Origin of the sequence: Brevibacillus sp. B_LB10_24, from assembly GCF_046036945.1 — a bacterium.
Lineage (GTDB): Bacteria > Bacillota > Bacilli > Brevibacillales > Brevibacillaceae > Brevibacillus_C.
On record NZ_JBJQOQ010000020.1, the window covers coordinates 26,700 to 46,578 of the forward strand.

At 52.1% G+C, this 19,879-nt stretch carries 17 protein-coding genes and 1 riboswitch; of the genes, 3 read left to right on the forward strand and 14 right to left on the reverse strand.

Annotated elements, in window-relative coordinates:
* Positions 1-220 precede the first annotated feature (220 nt).
* Positions 221-1,159, reverse strand: a complete 939-nt coding sequence (locus ACI7RC_RS17485; protein WP_408109497.1) for a phosphate ABC transporter substrate-binding protein — start codon at positions 1,157-1,159, stop codon at positions 221-223.
* A 198-nt stretch (positions 1,160-1,357) separates the two neighbouring features.
* Between ACI7RC_RS17485 and ACI7RC_RS17490 the strand changes: the two genes are divergently transcribed.
* Positions 1,358-1,699, forward strand: coding sequence for a YmaF family protein (locus ACI7RC_RS17490; protein ID WP_408109498.1), 342 nt, complete (start codon positions 1,358-1,360; stop codon positions 1,697-1,699).
* A gap of 94 nt (positions 1,700-1,793) precedes the next feature.
* Positions 1,794-2,999, forward strand: coding sequence for a chromate transporter (locus ACI7RC_RS17495; RefSeq protein WP_408109499.1), 1,206 nt, complete (start codon positions 1,794-1,796; stop codon positions 2,997-2,999).
* A gap of 44 nt (positions 3,000-3,043) precedes the next feature.
* Here ACI7RC_RS17495 and ACI7RC_RS17500 read toward each other — a convergent pair whose 3' ends face one another.
* From ACI7RC_RS17500 to ACI7RC_RS17515, 4 genes are all read right to left on the reverse strand, one after another.
* Entirely contained in the window at positions 3,044-4,102 is a 1,059-nt protein-coding gene (locus ACI7RC_RS17500) for a YheC/YheD family endospore coat-associated protein (RefSeq protein ID WP_408109500.1), read from the reverse strand.
* A gap of 179 nt (positions 4,103-4,281) precedes the next feature.
* Positions 4,282-4,593 (reverse strand): rhodanese-like domain-containing protein, encoded by a 312-nt coding sequence (locus ACI7RC_RS17505; protein ID WP_408109501.1) that lies wholly within the window; start codon positions 4,591-4,593, stop codon positions 4,282-4,284.
* A gap of 82 nt (positions 4,594-4,675) precedes the next feature.
* Positions 4,676-5,683, reverse strand: coding sequence for a cytochrome d ubiquinol oxidase subunit II (locus tag ACI7RC_RS17510; protein WP_408109502.1), 1,008 nt, complete (start codon positions 5,681-5,683; stop codon positions 4,676-4,678).
* Positions 5,684-5,699: 16 nt separating this feature from the next.
* On the reverse strand, positions 5,700-7,037 hold the full coding sequence (locus ACI7RC_RS17515; RefSeq protein ID WP_408109503.1) for a cytochrome ubiquinol oxidase subunit I: 1,338 nt from the start codon (positions 7,035-7,037) through the stop codon (positions 5,700-5,702).
* 202 nt (positions 7,038-7,239) lie between these two features.
* Positions 7,240-7,348: riboswitch (SAM riboswitch) on the forward strand.
* Between the two features lie 90 nt (positions 7,349-7,438).
* Between ACI7RC_RS17515 and ACI7RC_RS17520 the strand changes: the two genes are divergently transcribed.
* Positions 7,439-8,725, forward strand: coding sequence for a homocysteine synthase (locus tag ACI7RC_RS17520; RefSeq protein ID WP_408109504.1), 1,287 nt, complete (start codon positions 7,439-7,441; stop codon positions 8,723-8,725).
* A 57-nt stretch (positions 8,726-8,782) separates the two neighbouring features.
* On the opposite strand, the gene ACI7RC_RS17525 is transcribed toward ACI7RC_RS17520, so the two are convergent.
* The 9 genes from ACI7RC_RS17525 to ACI7RC_RS17565 form a co-directional block, all read right to left on the reverse strand.
* Positions 8,783-9,574, reverse strand: a complete 792-nt coding sequence (locus ACI7RC_RS17525; protein WP_408109505.1) for a hypothetical protein — start codon at positions 9,572-9,574, stop codon at positions 8,783-8,785.
* 89 nt (positions 9,575-9,663) lie between these two features.
* A complete protein-coding gene (locus tag ACI7RC_RS17530) occupies positions 9,664-10,359 on the reverse strand; it encodes a TasA family protein (protein ID WP_408109506.1) in 696 nt (231 codons plus the stop codon).
* A 105-nt stretch (positions 10,360-10,464) separates the two neighbouring features.
* On the reverse strand, positions 10,465-11,022 hold the full coding sequence (sipW, locus tag ACI7RC_RS17535; RefSeq protein WP_408109507.1) for a signal peptidase I SipW: 558 nt from the start codon (positions 11,020-11,022) through the stop codon (positions 10,465-10,467).
* A gap of 1,870 nt (positions 11,023-12,892) precedes the next feature.
* Positions 12,893-14,044, reverse strand: a complete 1,152-nt coding sequence (locus ACI7RC_RS17540) for an HD-GYP domain-containing protein (RefSeq protein WP_408109508.1) — start codon at positions 14,042-14,044, stop codon at positions 12,893-12,895.
* Between the two features lie 34 nt (positions 14,045-14,078).
* Complete coding sequence (locus tag ACI7RC_RS17545) at positions 14,079-14,705, reverse strand: response regulator (protein ID WP_408109509.1); 627 nt, start codon at positions 14,703-14,705, stop codon at positions 14,079-14,081.
* Entirely contained in the window at positions 14,698-16,257 is a 1,560-nt protein-coding gene (locus tag ACI7RC_RS17550; RefSeq protein ID WP_408109510.1) for a sensor histidine kinase, read from the reverse strand. The genes ACI7RC_RS17545 and ACI7RC_RS17550 overlap by 8 nt, the downstream gene beginning before the upstream one ends.
* Before the next feature lie 337 nt (positions 16,258-16,594).
* Positions 16,595-17,695, reverse strand: coding sequence for a citrate synthase (locus ACI7RC_RS17555; RefSeq protein WP_408109511.1), 1,101 nt, complete (start codon positions 17,693-17,695; stop codon positions 16,595-16,597).
* 103 nt (positions 17,696-17,798) lie between these two features.
* Complete coding sequence (locus ACI7RC_RS17560; RefSeq protein ID WP_408109558.1) at positions 17,799-18,704, reverse strand: LysR family transcriptional regulator; 906 nt, start codon at positions 18,702-18,704, stop codon at positions 17,799-17,801.
* Between the two features lie 14 nt (positions 18,705-18,718).
* Positions 18,719-19,819, reverse strand: coding sequence for an NAD(P)H-dependent flavin oxidoreductase (locus ACI7RC_RS17565; protein WP_408109512.1), 1,101 nt, complete (start codon positions 19,817-19,819; stop codon positions 18,719-18,721).
* Positions 19,820-19,879: the final 60 nt, after the last annotated feature.

Here is a 19,879-nt window from a genome sequence, read left to right on the forward strand (position 1 = left end):
TCATGCTCCTGGCCTTTACGGTGGGACCGTTCCGATTTGGGCAGAACTGCTCCCTCTATCGTTGGATACTCCATCTCCAACCTACCTTTCCTCTTCGAAAACTTGGCTGCGCCAGAACTTTGGCGGAGCTATAGATTCCTACTGTATAAAAAATCAAGTTACGGGAAGCAGAAGGGAGGGGTAGATATACCCCTCTCGGACGACTGCTATTGCCGGTTTCTTATTTTTTCGTAACGTTGCCGCTGGCGTCACGTACGACCTTCATCTCTGTAGCGGGGATGAAACCCAGCTCGGTTACGACGCCTTTCTGTACTTCATCGCTCACCATATACTCGAGAAACGCTTTGACATTGCCGGTCGGTTCCCCTTTGGTGTACATGTGTTCATACGCCCAGACAGGATACTCATTCGTTACGATCGTCTCCTGCTTCGCTTCGACACCGTCGAGCTTCAGGGCTTTTACGGAATCATTGAGGTAAGATAGAGCCAGGTAACCGACAGCTCCCGGTGTTTCAGCAATAATTTTTTGAACGTTACCGGACGAGTCGTCTGTAATACCCTCGGCTTCGTCATGTCCATCAAGTGCAAATTTTACGAAGGTAGCTCGCGTACCGGAGCTCTTCGGGCGATTGACCAGCGTAATTTTTTGGTCAGCGCCGCCTACGTCCTTCCAGTTGGTGATCTTTCCTGTAAAGATATCGATTAATTGCTGTTTGGTCAGATTGTCAACACCCACTCCCGGATTAGCCACAGCAGCCATGCCGACCACGCTGACAATGTGATCCTTCAGCTCTGCTGCCGGAACTCCTTCCTTCTCTTCGGCAAAAATGTCGGAGTTACCGATCGTTGCCGCTCCGGTGGCTACCTGGCTCAGACCAGTTCCGCTTCCTCCGCCTTGCACCTGGATTTGGACGCCGGCATTCTTAGCCATGAAGTCTTTCGCACCTTGCTCTACTAACTTTTGAATGGCAGTAGATCCGACAGCAAGAATCGGTGTATTGTCTGTTGTTGTTGCCGGAGGTTGCTCAGAAGTCGCGGCAGGCGGAGTATTTTGATTGTTGTCGCTGCTCTGAGTTGTCGGCGAAGCGCTTTGGCCGCAGCCCGTCAATAGCAATCCCGCCGTCAATATTCCTGCAAAAATCGATACTAGCTTTTTCAAGGAAATAGCCCCCTGTTCGCAAAATGTTGTTTCTCTTTACGGTTATCATCATACTGCAGGGGCATGAAGCAGGGATTAAGCTATTATTAAGCGATTGTTAAGATTTCGGACAGTACAATAGTCCAATCACCCATGTCAGAATTCCCGGTCAGTGTATATGCTGACAGTGATTACATCCTAGCAAAAGGGGAGATTTGCATGGCCAAAGGACACAAACACGAGGTTGAGTTTGTCAGTTGGTATCATCGGAACCCTGTTCACATCCACGATTACGCCGCCCGGACGAGCGTAAATTTCGGGCATCGGCACTGGATGGGCGGTAACACTACCCCTGCCGACGGGGGAATGGATCACGTTCATTTTTACGAGGGTACCACTTCCTATGACAGCGGGCACGTTCACCACTTTCGCGGCTGCACCGGCCCAGCCATACCTCTGCCGGACGGCTCGCACTACCACGATTTTGGTGGGGAGACATCGTACGACAAAGGCCACTCGCACTGCTACCAAGGACGAACAAGTCCGGCTATCGAATGTTAAATGAATAGGAAATGAAACGATCCGTGACAGGATCGTTTTTCTCTTTTATAGAAGTTATAGGGGAATCGGTCTGTACAAAAAGGGGAGTTGCCGCATGGCAAGAAGTGATCAGCCTGCTCCGTCCAAAGCAAGGAGCAGGCGGTATGGGGTACTGGAGGTGCTGCGAGTATCGTTTAAGCTGGGACTTACTTCGTTCGGCGGACCCGCAGCCCATCTTGGCTATTTTTATGAAGAGTACGTCCGTAAAAGAAAATGGATAGATGACAGGAGTTACGCAGACCTCGTCGCCCTGTGCCAGTTTCTGCCGGGGCCGGCAAGCAGCCAGGCGGGCATCGGGATCGGGGTCATCCGGGCCGGAGTGCTTGGCGGAATTGCAGCATGGCTGGGCTTCACTCTTCCTTCCTTGATTGCCTTAACCTTGTTTGCCCTGTTGATCAATGGGTTTGACATCAGCAGCGCAGGCTGGATTCACGGACTAAAGCTTGTCGCCGTAGCAATTGTCGCTCAAGCCGTGTGGGGAATGGGACAAAAACTGGCGGCTGACCGGACGCGTGCCAGCATCGCCGTCGTCACGGCGGCCATTACGTTGATCTGGCAATCGGTGGTGAGCCAGGTCTTACTCATTGCTGCGGCAGGAGTGCTCGGTTTTTGGCTGTATAGAAGTGCCGCCGACGAGCACGCTCCATCGCTGCATGTAGCCGTCAGCCGCAAAACGGCAGCGGGTTGTCTGGCGCTGTTTTTTGCCTTGTTGATCGGTTTGCCTCTATTGCGTCAGGTCACACAGTTGGAGTGGGTTGCTGTATTAGACAGTTTTTACCGTGCAGGTTCACTGGTGTTCGGAGGCGGCCATGTGGTGCTGCCGCTGCTTGAGAGGGAGGTCGTTCCGGCCGGTTGGGTGGACAAACAGGATTTTTTGGCCGGTTACGGCGCCGCTCAGGCCGTCCCTGGGCCTCTGTTTACTTTCGCCGGGTATGTAGGAGCCGTTTGGGGCGGGGTCTTTGGCGCTGCGCTGGCCACAGCAGCCATCTTTTTGCCGGCGTTTTTGCTCGTTCTCGGGGCGCTTCCCTTCTGGAACACCTTGCGCAGCAGTCCGAAAGCGCAGGGGGCGATGACAGGAATCAACGCAGCCGTCGTCGGCATCCTGCTGGCCGCTTTGTATCAACCGCTTTGGACCACTTCCATACTCGCGCCGTCCGACTTTGCTTTTTCATCTGTTCTGTTTGTATTGCTGGTGTTCTGGAAGACGCCCCCGTGGGTTGTCGTAGCAGCGGGTGCCTTAGGCGGCGGACTGTTGTGGTAATCCCGCGTGCTGACAAAAGTGTGGGGTGCGACGGTCTCGCACCCCTATCTGCCGGCTGGCAAGCCCTTGATCAAGCCGCTGGCAAATTGAATCGGAAGCCGGATCCTGTCTTCTGCCGTTTTCAACTGATAGATATCCCTGCCCTGCGTCTTTCCCGGCTTGATATTTACCTCGATGATCCAAATGTGCCCGTCCCTGTCTACTCCCAGGTCCAAACCGAGCTCCACCAGTCTTTTACACTTTACTTCCTCCAATCCCGTACAGACCCGGCTGGAAATCTCCCGCAGCTTTTGTTCAATCTCCCCGGCCCGCTCAGGACCATAGTTTTTTTCCAGATAGGGAAACACCTGATGAGCGCTTCCCCCGCCAGAGAGATTAGATGTAAATTTTCCGGCCCCGCCTTCTCGTACGCAGAAACCCATAAGCTGCCACTCTCCCTGCCGGCCTTTCTGCATCAACGAGCGAATATCGTAGACACGCCCTTCCTGGCTGCGAATGTCCAGCCACTGTTGAACGATGTACTTTCCATTGCGGCATATGGCATGGAGCGCCTTACCGATCGCTCGTCGGGTGCAGCGGCGCATCGGCTCCCCGCCCCCCTCCAATAGGTATCCGTCTCCCCCGCTGCTCAGCCGATAGATTCCCTCTCCGCCTAGCCCGTTGAGCGGCTTCAGCATGACTGTTTCGTGCTTTTTGAGCATGTTGACCACATCCGTTTTTTCCCGATATCGCACAGTCTCAGGCAAATGGGGCTGCAACACGGGAATGTTGAGCAGCGCCTTGTGAATGCTCCACTTGCTGCCCAGCCCATATCCAATAAATGGCATCTTTTCTTGACGCTTTAAAGCTTTTACTTTTTGAATCGTTTCCGGCTTGCGATAGTATCCCACGTCATGGGAAATGAGAGGAAACGGCACATCTTTCCTCTTCCAGCGGCCCTTGTCGCGGATCCAGCCTGCTATCGTTTCCTTCTGCAGATCCGCGTCATGCGGCGTAAAGACAATAATCCCACCAAACCCCTCCTGCGCTGCTACGTGAAAGAAGGGTTCAAACCGCTCCGGCTTCGTTACGCGATGCGTCATAATCCCAAGCATGTTCCCCATCTTGATCACCCGCTCTAAAAAATGGTGGCTATCCTCAAACTATTCGCCGCCATGGAAAGCGTAGCCAACCAACAGGAGATATCCGCAGATATCCATAGATCCCGCCTACAAAGACCCGCCAATTCATTGGAACACACAAAAAAACAGCTTGAGGCATTTGCCCCTCGCTGTTTTTCCCCTTATGAGATCACTTCACCCGGCCACGCCAGCATGCCGCCAGCCATGTTTTCTACCTTGTAGCCGTAATACTGTGCGAATTCCGTCGCCCGCCAGCTGCGTGCGCCGCTGCGGCAGACCATCACGATCGGCGTCTCCTTATCAAGCGCCGGCAGTTTTTCGGGAAGGGTCCCGAGCGGTATGTGAATCGCTTGGGGAATGTGTCCATCGTCCCATTCATGCTGCTCGCGAACGTCGATGACCTGAATTTTTTCCCCTTGCTCCAGCCGCTTGATCAATTCCTCAGGGAGAATCTCTTTAACCTCGGTTTCCACCGTTTTCGCCCTCCTGTACGCTGCGTAGCTGTTTCCATGCATTTATCTTAACATAAACCTTCAGCCGCGCGCCAATGGGCCTTTACTTTCCTTGCACGTACTTGGAGTCAAACAGGAACAGGCGCATTAGCAGAATCAAGGACGGAACCAGCAGACACAAACCGGCGACAAACCCGATCACCAGCGCCAATCCCATCTGCGGACTGGTGACGCTGTCCGAGATCGTAATGTACGGGTACAACAGGTAAGGCAGATGGGAAGCGCCGTAGCCGAAGAAGGCGAAGGCGAACTGCAGCATGACAAACACAAACGCCCACCCGTAATACCGCTTTTTCAAAAGCAGCGCCAGCGCAATCAGAAAGCAGCCGAGCGACAGCAAAAACATCCAGCTCATGTCCAGCATGTTGTCAAAGTGCTCCGGGTTATGCGTTCTGATCGAGAAAAAGACGAGAAAGCTGGCAAAAATGGTCGGCAGGCTCCAACCGATCGCAAACGACCTGAGCAGCTTCGCCGCGGCGGCATCCCTGGCTTTATCGGCGTAGCAGGTCAGGAAGCTGGCGCTGATAAACAACACGCTGACCAGCGCCAGAATCACGACCGCCCAGGAATAAGGACTGGCCAGCAGTTTATCCATCAGCAGGGTGATGCGCTCCCCCTCGACCGAAATAAACCCGCCTTCAGAGATCGTCAATATCGTTGCCAGCGAGGCGGGAATCAACAGCCCTGTCACGCCGTAGACAAACTGGTACACCGTGTTCTCCCGCGCTCCATAGTGGGCAAAGGCGTAAAACGATCCGCGCAGCGAAATCAGGACGAGCGCGATGCTCCCCGGCACCAGGAGTGCCGTACCGTAGTAGTAGGCGGTATCAGGAAAAAAACCGATCAAGCCGACCACGAAAAAGATCAAAAAGACATTGGTCACTTCCCATACGGGCGACAGATAGCGTTCGATCACCCCATTGATGAGGTGATCCTGCCGGCGCATTTTGCTGTAAAAGGAGAAGAAGCCGGCGCCAAAATCGATGGACGCGACGATGATATAGCCGTACAAAAAGGTCCACAGCACGGTAATTCCCAGCATTTCCAGCATGTTGCTTCTCCTCCTTTCAATTCCTCTCTTGTGCTCTGGCCAGGTCGTGTTCGACCGGGTTCTTTTTAAACATTCTCCGCAAGACTAATGTACAGACAATCCCTAAGAAGAGGTACAAGCAGCCGAACAGGACCAGCATCTCGCCGACGTTGTCCGCTGTCGTCGCGGCGTGCTGTGTCTTCATATAGCCGTACAGGATCCACGGCTGCCGGCCGATTTCGGAAAAGATCCAGCCGAGCTCAATCGCCAGAAAAGAGAGCGGTGCCCCAAGCAGAATCGCCCACAGCATCGGCCGCGAAACGGCGCTTGGCTTCTTTCTCCAGCGCAGAAAGATGTACAGCAGAGGGACGATGACCAGGTAACCGCCAATCGCCACCATTCCATCAAACAGGTAGTGAATAAACAGCGGGGGTCTCAACTCCTCGGGAATTTCATTCAGCCCCTTCACTTCCCCTGTCGGATTCCCTGTTGCCAGAATGCTCAGCGCATAGGGAAGCTTGATCGCATACTTCACTTCATTCGTCTCTTTATCCAGCATACCGCCAAAGATCAGCTCAGCATTCGGCTTGGTTTCAAAATGCCATTCGGCTGCCGCCAGTTTTTCCGGCTGGTGTTTGGCCAGGTACTTCCCGGCGATATCACCCCAGACCGCTGTTCCGACAGAGAAGATCAAGGCCAGCACCACCGTAAAATGAAGCGATTTGCGGTAGTACTCGTGATCTCTCCCCCTTTTGAGCAACGAATAGGCGGCAATGGCTGCCAAGGCAAAGGCGGACGCGGCGTAGGCGGACAGAATCATGTGCCCCGCTTTCGAAGGCGTCGCCGGGTTAAACATCGCGACGAGCGGCTGGATGTCGACGATCTTCCCGTCGGCCAGCGTAAAGCCTTGCGGTGCATTCATAAAGGCGTTTACCGTCATGATGAAAAAGGCGGACGCCGTAGAACCGATGATCACCGGGATAGAGAAGAGCCAGTGTACGTACGGGTTCTTAAACCGATCCCAGGTGTAGAGATAAATCCCTAAAAAAATCGCTTCAAAAAAGAAGGCAAATGTCTCTAAAAACAACGGCAGGGAAATCGCCTCGCCTGCTATCTTCATAAAGCTTGGCCACAACAAGCTGAGCTGCAGCCCGATGCAGGTACCTGTCACGACTCCGACCGCCACGGTGACGGTAAAGCCTCTCAGCCAACGCTTGGCCATGACCAGGTAAAGCGGATTTTTCTTGCGGATGCCAATCCATTCCGCAATCGAGATGGCGACGGGAATGCCCACCCCTAAAGCAGCAAAGATGATGTGAAAGCCCAGTGTTAACGACGTCAGGATACGGGCGAGCATGGTATTATCCAGTTCCATATCTGTCTCTCCCTTCCGCAGGCAGATCATTGTTGCCCTTACTATTACTTTACGCCAAAATGTGGCAGCGAATGGAAGAGGTTGTGAACAACGGACGGCGAATTCATTACAGATTTGCAACACCGTTCGTCTGCGAAAAAGTTTTCGAAACTGGTTGACAATTATCTCTTCTATCTTTTACAATACGAGAAACAACTACATATCCTCATCAAGAGAGGTGGAGGGACTGGCCCGATGAAACCCGGCAACCGGCACAGATAATGTGCAAGGTGCTAATTCCTGCAGAATCTGCTGATTCTGAGAGATGAAACCGGTGACACAATTGTGTAACGAGCCTTCTTCCCCTCAGAAGAAGGCTTTTCTTCTTCCTTTAAAAATAGTGAAAACAGGAGAGATGCAAAATGGCTGATCAAGAGTGGAAATTGGAAACTATCGCCCTGCACGGCGGACAAGAGGCCGATCCTACTACCGGTTCGCTGGCTGTCCCTATCTATCAGACCTCATCATACGTATTTCGCGATGCGGAGCATGCCGCCAACCTGTTCGCTTTAAAAGAGTTTGGCAACATCTACACACGCATCATGAATCCGACACAAGATGTGTTTGAAAAGCGTGTCGCCCTGCTCGAAGGGGGCGTGGGAGCGCTGGCTACCGCTTCCGGCCAGGCTGCCATCACGTTTTCGATCCTCAACATCGCCGGGGCAGGCGACGAGATCGTTTCATCCAGCAGCTTATACGGCGGAACTTACAACCTGTTTGCCCACACGCTGCCGAAGATGGGGGTAAAATTCCACTTTGTCGATCAATCCAACCCTGAGAACTTCCGGGCCAAGATCAACGAGAAAACCAAAGCCCTGTTCTGCGAAACGATCGGCAACCCCCGGATCGACGTCGCTGATCTGGAAGCCATCGCCAAGATCGCCCACGAGCACGGAATCCCGCTGATCGTCGACAACACATTTGCTTCTCCGATCCTCTGCCGGCCATTTGAACACGGCGCTGACATCGTCGTCCATTCCACGACAAAGTTTATCGGCGGACACGGCACATCCATCGGAGGCATCATCGTCGACTCCGGCAAGTTTGATTGGAATAACGGAAAGTTTCCCGGCTTGACCACTCCCGACCCAAGCTATCACGGCGTCGTCTATACGGAAGCAGTCGGCAATCTGGCCTACATCATCAAAGCCCGCGTCCAGCTTCAGCGCGACATTGGCGCAACGCTTTCGCCGTTCAACTCCTTCCTGTTCCTGCAAGGTCTGGAAACCCTGCACCTGCGGATGGAGCGGCACAGCCAAAACGCGCTGGCGGTAGCCAAGTTCCTCTCCGACCACCCGCTGGTCAGCTGGGTGAATTACCCTGGTCTGGAGACAGACTCACAGCATCAACTGGCGAGGAAATACCTGCCGAAAGGACAAGGAGCCATCCTGACGTTCGGGATCAAGGGCGGAGTTGCCCAGGGCAGCAAGCTGATCGAATCTGTCAAGCTGTTCTCCCACCTGGCCAACGTCGGTGATTCCAAGTCGCTAATCATCCATCCGGCCAGCACTACCCATCAACAGCTCACGGAAGAAGAACAGCGCCAATCCGGAGTATTGCCCGAGATGATCCGCTTGTCGATCGGCACAGAGGCGATTGAGGACATCCTGGCTGATCTGGATCAGGCTTTGAAGACGGCAGTAAGGTAAAGAACGCTTACTCGTAAAAACAGTCCGTCTAACCGACAATGGTTAAACGGACTGTTTTCACTTTCCTGTGTTCGAGCGGCTCCCCTTTGCCGCCACTCGAAAAGTTTTTTTACCCAGAACCCTGTCCCCATCATAGATGACCGCTGCATACTCTCCCGCCGGATATGAACCGCTAAATTCTGCCTTGTAGTAATTCCCTTCCTTTTTCAGCGTTCCATCGTTTAACTGAAAGAGATATGTTTGCGTCTGTTCTCCCTCCGCAGGTCCTGTTACCTTTAACATGATGTTGGTTCCGTTCACAGAAAAAGAAATTGGTGTGGTCGAACCCTGTTGGTGACTAAACTGATCGTTTCCAAACGGCGGCAAGAACAGGTTCTCTTTCGGCAATAATGGTTCAGCCTGAAAAACCAACGCTGCCTTTGTCATTAGCCCTTGATATTCATTTCCCATCTCGGCAGGAAGTGTGGCAGTGAAAACGAGTGAATCGCTTTTAAACACGTCAATTTCACCAATTGGCAGCTGTTTCAAATCTGTCAATAATCCTTGATAACGTATGCCGGACTGATCAGCTATCGTCAACTGCAACAGGTTATAAAGCGCCTTTGAACCATTTTCCCAGTTAGCGGTTACCGTATAGGCAAATTCCGTATTGCTGTCGTTGTTCACATGAATGGTTGACTTTACACTGTCCCCGGGTTTTAGATCCTTTACGCTTAAAAAGCCGTTCCCCGGATTCGTTGAAATGTCTATCCGGTATTCCGCAGGTGTCGCGCTTGTCTCCCCGAATGGCAAATAAACGGCTGCCATACAACATAAACAAATAGCGATCAGCAAACCATCCCATTTCATGACTTCTCCCTCGCATTCCGGATGTGCCTTTCATCCAGCATTGACAGGAAGGCGGAGGAAAATCCCTCCGCCCCTATACTCTTCTTTTTTTAGTTAGTCGGCTCCCAGTTGCCGCCACCGCTGCCGGGGGTGCCGTTCGACAGGTTGTCTTTGTTATACAACGTGCCGTCTTCTTGCACGGCGGTGAATTTCACGTCGAAAGGTGCCTGGGCTCCTTGCAAGTAGTTTTGGTCTTCACCGTTGTCGCGGAACACGATCTTATATGTCACATTCCGGGTGCTGCTGACAGGGATATTGCCGATCATATATCCATCCAGCGTAGTAGTAACGTTCCCCTCCGCATCTTTGATTTGATGTGATTTGGAGGCTGTTTTCTCTGCCAGATCTTTTAGGCTGATCTCAGTTCCACCGTTTAGGCCAGCGATTAAGTCTTGGCCGTTAAACTTCAGTTCCGTAAAGATCAGGTGTTCGTCAAAACCCTTTCCATCCGATTCGTTAGATGTCACTTCCATCAACACATTGAACGGAAGCGTTCCGTGGTTGTTGAGCGACCAGGCGGGCTCCTGGTTTACGAAAGTCGCATTCAGCAGGTCACCAGGCTTGAAGTTGTTAATTGTAAATCTTTCGAGGTAGGCGGTACCCGGTCTCAGTACAACAGTGCCATTCGTAAACTCGTTATGAGAGGTCGAGTCTGAACTGAAGTAAGCAAATGTACCTCCCAGTGCAGCGGTTGCGCCGACAGCCATAGTGGCCATGGCCAAGGTTAATTTTGTTTTAATGCTCATGTGTGACATCCTCCTTATTTTCCCTCTTTTGGGGTTTGTTTATTTTTTGAACTTCCCTTCAAAATCAGATGATAATGGCAGAGAAGTGATCAAATAGATTGGTTATTACGAATTTTTTGTTAATGATTTTTCCTGTTCCCAGCGGGACAACGTACGCCAGATGACGAATATTTGCGAAATGACCAGAAACAGACCAGGCACGATCAGCATGAGCGCAATGCCTTCTTTTGACTGTAGAAAGGAAAGCGCATAACCTGCGTAAGGAATCGTGATATCTTCATATTTGGCTACTACATTGTTGGCCGGGATCGGTCTGGGGTCTGGAGAGGTGTTGTTGTCACCTTTGGTGATGTATTCAAGCTGTGCTCCCGTCTGCCTGACCTCTTTAATCCGGTGGGTTATTAACATCCCCGGTTTAAACGGCGATTCATACGTTACAACATCACCCACTTTCAAATTTGTTGGATCTTGGATGGGTTTGACTGCTATGATTGATCCGGTTTGAATGATGGGTTCCATCGACCCCGACAGGACCGTCATCAACTGATAGCCAAACAGCTTCGGCGTACCCCCGGAAATCCTGGATGATACCGTAAAGAACGTGGACACAATCAGAAGCAATGTCAATACAATCGTGACGGCCCGGCTGATCGTTTTCTTCATCGAAAACCCTCTTTTCTAAAAGTTTCTTATGAGTCTAGGTCAGCATCGTTATGGTCGGCGTCATCTCCACCATCATTACTTGATGACTCAGAGTCATCGGACTCTTCTGATGCCGATTGATCTTTCTCATTGGATGTTGCTTCCTCTGTCGTCTCCTTTTCGGAAGGCTTTTCCTTTTCTTCCTTCAGGGAATCTCCTGAATTTGGCGAAGCTGTTTCCTTATCTGATGACGGCTCTTCAATGGACGGCGCCTCTTCCTCTACGGCTGGCGGATGTTCTTCGGCAGGTGAAGTCGGCTCTTCCTCTACTGGCGGCTGTTCCTCGGCAGGTATAGTCGGCTCTTCCTCTACTGGCGGCTGTTCCTCGGCAGGTATAGTCGGCTCTTCCTTTGCTGGCGAATGTCCTTCAGCAGGTACAGTCGGCTCTTCCTCCGCTGGCGGCTGTTCCTCAGCAGGTACAGTAGTCGGCTCTTCCTCCGCTGGCGGCTGTTCCTCAGCAGGTACAGTCGGCTCTTCCTCTGCCGNTTGCTGGCGAATGTCCTTCAGCAGGTACAGTCGGCTCTTCCTCCGCTGGCGGCTGTTCCTCAGCAGGTACAGTAGTCGGCTCTTCCTCCGCTGGCGGCTGTTCCTCAGCAGGTACAGTCGGCTCTTCCTCTGCCGGTTGTTGTTCCTCAGCAGGTACAGTCGGTTCTTCTTCTGCCGGCTGTTGTTCCTCGGTGGGCACAGGCTGCTGCAGCTTTAGAGCTTCTTCTGCAGCTTTGATTGCCTCTCGCAATTCTTCCTTGTAATCCTTGACTCTTTCAACCGCTTCCGCCGCGCTGTCGGCGTACCCTTGTGCTTTTTCGGCGGAATCTTTTGCCCTTTCATATGCTGCTTGTATATAGTCCAGCATTTCTTCAGCTAAACTCACGTTGTACTTTGCCAGGTTCAGTTGAATGTCTAGAACAACCGATCCTTCTTGAAGCTGATCCAACTCATTCCTTTTGGCGTCCACTTCACGTTCTGCTTGCCGGACGTACTCTTCCAGCCTAGATACGATGTCGGATGCCAATTCTGCTTCCATAGCTGCTTTTTTGGCGATCAGAGATATGCCGCTCGAAGCATCTGCAAATTCTTCAAGGGTCGTTGCCCGCTTGCTGTCTCTTACTATTTCCTGGGCTGTCTCATCGAGATCTCTAGCCCTTTCACATGCTGCAGAAGCATCATCGGTTAAATCATTCACTCTTCCTGGAAAGACAAACGCTGCAGAAAACGATCCTTGCATTTGAGTTTGATCGATAAACAATGCGTGAGTCGGTGTATTAATCTGCATGGCTGCAACCGAGATAATCATCGAGGCCAAACTCGTTATATGAGCGACACGATATGCGATTATTCGTCGTCTGTGTTTCTTGATTCGCGCTGAACGTTTACGTCGCATTTATGTGCCCCCTTTTACTGAATGCCGCTGTAAAATCCCTTGACGATTGTTATTGTACATTGTTCGCAATGTTCTAACTTCCACTGCTGGAATGAAATCAGGGTGCTATGAATCTGATAGGCCCTCCTACTTGAGTAGGAGAGAATCGTCATGCTAACGGTAAGACCCTGCCTTATTTGGCAGGGTCTTCGAAATGTATAGCCTTTCTTTTGGAAAACATTATAACCGGCTTGAGGAGTAACCACCTTTACATGCGTAATGTCTTTTCGGCAGTACGGACAAATCCAGCGGTTCGCAGGATTGCTCCCAAATGAAGTCCTGCGGCAGCGGTCGCATCTCTTTTGAAACACCCTATTTTCCTCCCGTTCCGACTTTATCTGCTAGCATATCAAATGGGAGGGAAAGCCACATCACCTGGGAGTCTGGCATTTCTCCTCCCCGGGAGTGATTTTCAACCGACCAGCGGAGAGGCTTTCGTCCTGGTTTGGCTTTTATCGTACAGTTCAAGTGCATCTCGCAGCGATTCTACCACTTTTGGATCAAATGCAGTTCCTGCCATCGATTCAATTTCCGACATTGCCTTATCAAAAGAAAAAGCTTCACGGTAAGCACGCGGACTCGTCATCGCGATGAAACATTCTACGACCCCGAGTATCTGGGCCAGTCGCGGAATCTCCTCCCCTTTTAGCTGACAGGGATAGCCGGTTCCATCATACCTTTCGTGGTGGGCCTGAAGCGCTTCCCTCACACGCTTGAGGGATGAGTCGCTTCCCAACAGACTCCGTCCAATATAGCAATGTTCTTTCACCAGCTGGTATTCGTAGAGGGTCAGTTTGTCTGGCTTGTCAAATACATAGTCGGGCCACTCAATTCGGCTGATGAAGTGAAGCAAGGAGAGAAGTTGAATTTCCCAATACTCCACCCGATCATTGGGAAAATAACTCATCATCCGTTTCATCAGACCTGTCGACAGAACGATTTCCTTGCTGGAAATTCGGGACTTTCGTTCCACGATCGGAATCAGCGTTTGCAGCAGTCTGATCAAATACTCCTTGTTTTGCTCTTCCCCTTTCTGTAAGAAGCTTTTTTTTAGGGAAGCGCTGTACGTCATGATGATCCAGCCAAGCAATAAACTTCCGGCATAGAGAAACAAACGGCTGATTAACAGAGCATACATGCTGTCGCCCGGTCCCATTTGCGAGAAATCAACGATAATAAAAAGTCCGGCCAATAAAAAGGCGAATATTCCCCAAATGGTAAATAATTGCCTGTTTTGAAACAAACTGATCATAATAGGATAAAAGAGCAGGATGATCCAGACCTCCTGATAGTCCATCGGATTGTAAATGACGAAAAAAGTGTCTCCAAGCAGAATGAAAAAAGCTGTAATATGCGGTGAATATAGCTGACCTATGGAAAAAAAACGATGCATCAGATATAGTGTCCACAGAACGATTGCACTTAGGCTAATGCCAACGGTTTTTTCCGGAACTCCGTTATCACTGTATGCCGCATAAATGAATACTGACAAAAGATGGATGGATACAACAATCCCCACCCAAAAAATAAAACGATCCGCCAGATGTTTTAACGTCCTATTCACCAAAATTTCCATCCTCCGCGCTTGTTTGTTGTTCTCAGGTTCTCACCTGAACAAACCCCTTTTTGAGGGCATACAAAACAGCTTGTGAACGATTTGGTTGTCCGGTTTTACGCAAAATGCTGCTCACGTGGGTCTTCACGGTGGCTTCGGAAATATACAGTTTTTGGGCGATCTCCTGATTGCTGTAATTCTCTACGATCAATTGAAAAATCTCTTGTTCCCGCTCAGTCAGCATGAGCCTCTCTTCCGCCTCGTGCTTTTTTCGATCCAGCTTGGGTTGGAAGCAGGAATACCCCATGGCGACCATCTCCATGGCACCCAAAATTTGCTCCGGGAGAGTATCTTTCATAATGTAGCCGTCGATGCCGGATTCGAGTGCGCGAAATTTGTCTTCACTCTCATCGAACGCCGTCAATATCACAATTTTTACGTCCGGCAAACGTTCTTTTAGCTGTTCGCAGCTGTCGATAATCGACGGGCCGGGCATCTTCAAATCGGAGAGGATGATATCCGGCTTCTCCTTCCACGCCTGGCTCAGCAATTCATCTCCATTTGACGCCTCGCCTACGACTGTAAATCGCGATGAGCCTTCCACAATCATTTTCATGCCCTCTCTGACGATCTGGTGGTCATCTGCAAGCAACAAACGAACGTTAGACATACACATCTCTACTCCCTCTCGGTATGATCGCGGATACCACAGTACCCTTCCCGAGTTCTGAACGGATCGTCAACGCCCCGCCCGCCCGGTTGATTCTCTCTTCCATCCCTACAAGCCCGAAGCTTCCTGATTTTCGCTGTTCCTTCTCCGAATCAAAGCCGATACCGTCATCTCTGATCTTGACCGTCCACTGAACGGATGAGACCTCCAGATCGACATGAATTTCTTTCGCCTGCGCGTGTTTCAACACATTGGAGACCGCCTCTTCGACAAAGCGGTAAATCGCTTCCTCGACAGCGATATTCTCCGCAACGGCCCGCCCCTTGGGGTCATAATGCAGCCTGATTTCGCTTCCGTCAGTCAGTCTGTCCAAAAGCTGCCTGACCGCATCGAATAAATGGCTGTCCTCGCGGTTATAGCGAAGATGCTGAATGTACCGCCTCACTTCCAAATGACAATCCTGCACCTTTCTCTCCACCTGCCTGATCAACCCTGTTATCTGCTCACTGTCGCTTCGGGAGAGTTGCTGCTTGATTCGAAAGATTTGCGTAGACAGGAAGAACAGCTGTTGTGCCAAACCGTCGTGCATATCCTGAGCCATTCTTTTTCGCATGTCTGCATCCAGCGCTGCGGCTATTTCACGGCGCAGCCTCAGCTGATGCCCCTGATTCAACACAGCGCTTGCCAGCAGCTGCAAGAACAGTTGGGAAAATCGATGCGGCGCTGTTCCCCCTTTCACCTCGAACAGAATAACCGCCTGCGTGATTCCTCTGCTTACAAGCGGAAACAGGAACATCGTCTTTACACATCCTGTATAATCAGTCAATGGCAAGGCACACGGCCGCCTGATGGACATCTTACCGTCTGCAAGCAAGCATGTTAGGTAGTGTTGCTTTAAGAAATCTCTTTTTTCTTCAATTTCCCCTGTCCAACAGAGATAAGCCCGGTCTACAGCGTATATTCTCTCTACCGTTCTTTCCGTCAGGGAACTTAATTCGGACAGGCTGTCTACAAGCGGAAGTCTCTTTTGAATTTGCAAAATCATGACCAATCTGCGATATATCGTATGGCCGTACTTCACCAGGTAACCGGAAACAAGAAACAGGGCGACACAAATCGATAACTGGAAGATAAAGTAGAGCAGCTGAAGCGAAGCAGATGACAATTCGTAACGGCTGACGAATACGTGGGGAATAATCAGGCAGCTGATAAAATAAGCAGCGATGATGAGTAAGTAGGCCTTTCCCCATACATACGTTCCCAACCAGCAGAGAGAAGTATAGGCATAAGGCAGAAACGGACTGAGCCACCGACCGGTTTGGGAAATCAACACGACATTGAAGGCCAGATCCGTCATGATGAGGAGAATTCTACTGCGTTTGGGAATTGGGTAAAACATCAGCAGCGTATAGATGACATTGATTCCGATCAAAACGAGAAGAAAGGGATACTCTTCTACAACCGTTCTGGTATAAAACAAAAATGCGGACAACAAGGCAAACCAGCGAAAAATGAAAATGTAAAACCGCACATCCTGTAAGATTCTCAGCATCCTTTCATCACCAGGACTCTACAAATATTCGGAAATTACCAACCATACTACCCTATTGGCAAAACTATGACAATAGATGCATTTTGTCGAATAACGCCGCGGTTTTTCGGGTCATTTGCACTAGATTTCATCGCGTAAAACCTACCATTTCATCATACCAAAGAACGACAAAGGGTCTATACCCCAAACGGGTGATTCTTCCCTCCCAGGGGGATGAGGTATTGAAATAAACCAGCAGAACACGAAAGCAGACACAGATGCGAAAAGCAAATGCCTCTCTGTCTGTGTCTGCCGTCTCATCAAGCGGACGTCCGCCTATTTTGCATTTTCTTGGGTTTTAATCCGGCATTTTGCCAGTGTATGCCGATTGCGGACGAATAATCCGGTTGTTCGCCGCCTGCTCCAGGACGTGGGCCGACCAGCCGACGACCCGGCTGACGGCAAATGTCGGGGTGAACAGCGTATCAGCCAATCCTACCGCCCGCATGACTGCTGCGGCGTAGAACTCGACATTGGTGTTGAGCTTGCGTCCCGGTTTGTACTCCTCCAGCAATTGCAAACCCACTTTCTCCACATGAACCGCCAGATCAAACCACGGGTCATCTCCAGCCAGGGCGGAAGCTACCGTACGAAGGGCGGTCGCCCGCGGATCGGTAGTCTTGTAGACGCGGTGGCCGAAGCCCATCAGGCGCTCTCCTGCTTCCAAAGCCCTCCGCAGCCACGGCTCGGCGTTTTCCTTGCTGCCGATTTGCTCCATCATCTCTGTGACCTCCGACGGCGCACCGCCGTGCAGCGGTCCCTTCAAAGCGCCGATGGCCGCCGTGATGGATGAAATCAAGTCCGAACGTGTCGAGGCGACTACCCTTGCGGCAAATGTAGACGCGTTCATGCCGTGCTCCTGTGTCAGGATCAAATAGGCATCCAGTGCCCGCACATGCGCGCTGCTCGGCTCCTTGCCCTGCAGCATATACAGGTAATTAGCCGTATGCCCGAGGTCTTTTCGCGGTTCCGGCAGCTCCCGCCCTTCCAGACGGGCCTGGCGGTAAGCGACAATCGTCGGCAGCTTCGCGGTCAGCGAGATGACCTGCTCCAGAGTCGGCGGCCAGCTGTGAGACGGTTGGCCGAGCAGCGAAACCGCAGTCCGCAGTACGCTCATCATGTCTACATCGGCGGGAATCAGGTCGATTGCCGCCTTTACATGCCCGGGAAGTTGGCGATTGTCCGCCAGGGCCGCCTGCAGATTGTCTCTCTCCTGCTGACTGGGCAGATGTCCGTACCACAACAGATGCGCCACTTCTTCGAACGTGTTGTTTACCGCCAGATCGCGCGCCCAGTGATTGCGATAGACTAAATGACCGTTTATTCCGTCGACCAGACTCAGGTCGGTTTCAGCGACGACGATGCCTTCCAGGCCTATGGCTACAATTTGTTCCGCCATACCATTCCACCCCTTTTTTCTTTCACTATAGCAAGAGAAAATCAACAGGTGAAATAGAATAATACAACATGATCAATTACATTTTATAATCAATCATGGCCGGCTACATCGACCGGATCAGCGGCAGCGGCGGGTACAGGGAGCCGAGAATATCAATCATCTGTTTGGCCGTTTGCGAACAGCCGGTTTTGGATACGACCAGATACGAAGCGGCCTGGGGCAGGACAAGCCCTGGCGTCTCCAGCTCGATAAAGCGATTTTCAAACAGCTCCCGGGCAATGGCCGACCTGGGCAGAAAAGAAACCCCCAACCCTTCTTCGATAAACCGTTTGGTAATATCCACATGGGTGATCGTCATGGTTCGAAAGGAGAGTCCCCGCTGACGGAGCGCCAGCAGAAGGTCTTCCCAATAGCCCGGATGGTTGTGCGTCAGCAGCAGATTCCCCGTCAGCTCCTGCTCCCAGTCGGGCAGGGGCGCTTCGATATCTCCCCCGTTCAGCGGAACGGCAAACACGACGGGATCAGTCTGGATCAAATGGGCGTCCAATTGGAACTCTCCCGGCACCATCCGGGACAAGCCGAGATCGACCTGCCCGCTTTGCACCAACCTGCCGATCTCGAGGGAATCGGCAATTCGAATCGAGATATCCACCTCGGGATACCGTTTGGTGTAATGGCGAATCAAGCCGGGCAATGAACTGCGGGCGATCACCGGGGAGACGGCGATGTGAAGATTTTCGCTGTAACCCTGCTGCCACGCCAGCAGATCCTCTGTCCCTGCCTGCCACCCTGCCAGCAAGGCGCTGGCATGCGGCAGGAAACGCTTGCCGGCAGGAGTGAGCTTGACGAATTTCCCTACCCGGTCGAACAACTCAATCCCCAGTTCTTTCTCCAGCAGGCGAATATGCTGGGTGACCGTCGGTTGAGCGATAAACAGCGCTTCTGCTGTCTGCCGGAAGTTCTCAAACTTCGCGGCCACGACGAACGTCTGAAGGATACGCAAATCGATGAGGATTCACCCCGCTACCCAAGCCTGCCGACCCGGTTCAATACCTGCCGGGCTTCGGCAAACAGGCTCTCGACGATTTGCCCGGCTGTTTCACTGCGCTTGTTTGCCAGCTGCGGGACTCCTTGCCCTGCCCAAAGCGACATGTAATTGGCCTGGTTGTTCTTCGCCGCCGCGTTGCGGATCTCACGGGTCAAGGTGTTTTGCAGCGGATAGGGCAGAGATGCCAACTGCCGCTGGGCAAAGCTCTCCATCAGCCGGTTCGACAGCCCCCGCGCCGGCCGTCCGGAAAAAGCCCGGGTGATCTGCGGCTCGGTCTCTTTCGCCTGGGCCAGTTTTTCCTTGTAGGCCCGGTGAGCAAGGCTTTCCTCACAGGCCAAAAACCGCGTTCCCAGCTGCACCGCATCTGCTCCCAGCGCAAAGGCCGCAACCACTCCACGCCCATCCATGATTCCGCCTGCTGCGATGACCGGGGTATCAGGCAACGCGTCCGCCATCAACGGCAGCAGGGCCATCGTCCCTACCGTTTCGCCATTTCCGCCCGGTCTGACGGAAAAAGTTCCGCGGTGTCCTCCCGCTTCTCCTCCCTGGGCGACCACTGCGTCCACCCCTTCGGCCTGCAGTGCGAGCCCTTCGGCCACAGTCGTGGCCATGCCGATCAGCTTCATACCAGCCTGCTTGGCCGCTTGGCCGTATCGCCCAGGCAATTGGAAAGCCACGCTGAACACCGGCACTTTCTCGTCGAGGATGACCGAAAAACACTCGTCCAGGTCGTTAACGTAGTCCGGTACTTCCCCCGACCAGGCTTCCAAGCCTACCTCCTTGCGCATCTGGTTGATCCAGTCCGTGAGCTCCGGGCTGACTGTTGCCTGCGGCGGTTCATCGGAGATGAGCAGATTGACGCTAAACGGTTTTTTAGTCAGTTCTTTCACCTGGCGAATCGCCTGACGCAGCGCATCCGGCTTCATATAGGCTCCGCCGAGCGTTCCCAGCCCGCCGGCTTCCGATACCGCCGCTACCATTTGCGGCGAGGTGATATTCCCCGCCATGCCCGCCTGCACCAACGGCAATCTGATCGAAAAGAGATCACAGAACCGGGTGTGAAATAGCTCCTCCATCACTGTTCCTCCTTATGTGCTGGCAATTTCTCACTTTCAGCGTATCTCAATTCTTCCCGA